The sequence below is a fragment of the Vibrio sp. Vb0598 genome (assembly GCF_033338935.1).
GTDB classification, from domain to species: domain Bacteria; phylum Pseudomonadota; class Gammaproteobacteria; order Enterobacterales; family Vibrionaceae; genus Vibrio; species Vibrio alginolyticus.
Genome location: NZ_JAWOTP010000251.1, coordinates 1 through 1,094 on the forward strand (window position 1 = coordinate 1; position 1,094 = coordinate 1,094).

At 43.7% G+C, this 1,094-nt stretch carries 2 protein-coding genes; both read left to right on the top strand.

All coding sequences use genetic code 11. From position 1 onward, the window contains the following. Positions 1-288, top strand: a 288-nt coding sequence (locus tag R7Q38_RS24470) for an ABC transporter permease (RefSeq protein ID WP_318114666.1), incomplete at its 5' end; no start/stop codon positions are given. A 402-nt stretch (positions 289-690) separates the two neighbouring features. After that, positions 691-1,094, top strand: a 404-nt coding sequence (locus tag R7Q38_RS24475; protein WP_318114667.1) for a cytochrome-c peroxidase, incomplete at its 3' end; no start/stop codon positions are given.

Below are 1,094 nucleotides of genomic sequence, written 5' to 3' on the forward strand. Positions count from 1 at the left end.
GAACTGGTCACTTTGGTGGTTCTAGTCAGTTCAATGCCTCTCATCTTTTTAGCGGGCTTCATTTGGCCAGTTGAGTCGATACCTGCTCCACTGCTTTGGATAGCCGATTTGAGCCCGAGTACTTGGGCAATAAAAGGCTTCTTGGCGCTCAACCAAATGGGCGCGACATGGCAGCAAGTTGCCAAACATTGGACAGCATTGTGGTTGCTTGTTGCGCTATGGGGTGGCGTGGCGTATTGGATAGCAAAACGTAACAACAAACCCGTTGTTACCGAAAGCCTAAGTTAATTTTTCTCTGCAGCTCAAAGAGATAAGTTGACAGAAATCACAATTCCATAACCAGATGAACAACAAAGGGGGCGAACTATCGCCCCCTTTGTTGTATTTGAACGCCTCACAACCTCAGATTGAAATTGACTTTAATCAAGGATTCGTCCGATAAATAACTTTAAACATTTGTGACAAATTTGTAACCAACACTCACAATAGCCTGCTCCAGCTTGACGTACAAAAATTCATCACTTTTAACATCGTTTTTTGCCATAAAAACCATCGAATTTTTGCATTTTATCGAATAACACCTTTCCTATACCGTAATTTTCGAGCGCACCAACGACTGTTTTATCAGCGGTTTCACAAGAAGTGCGCCGCTCTAGTGAGAGTCGAAAATCACGTCAAAAGGAAGTTATTATGAAAACTCTTATCGCAGTGAGTGTTTTATCTATATTGTCTTTCGGTGCCCATGCTGAACGTCAATCCAACGAACCCATCAAGGTCATCGAACCCATTTCTGGGCTCGACAGTAAAAAGATTGAATTGGGTAAAACGCTGTGGTTTGAACCGAGACTGTCGGCGTCGAACACCATTTCTTGCAACTCTTGCCATAACATCGCTAAAGGTGGCGTTGATAACTTACCAAGCTCAATTGGTCACAAATGGTCAATTGGCCCAATCAACTCACCTACGGTGTTTAATTCAGATTTGAATTTCGTTCAATTTTGGAATGGGCGAGCGAAAGATCTGCAAGAACAAGCCGCAGGCCCTATCGAAAACCCATTGGAAATGGCATTTACCCACCAGCTCGCGGTCGACAC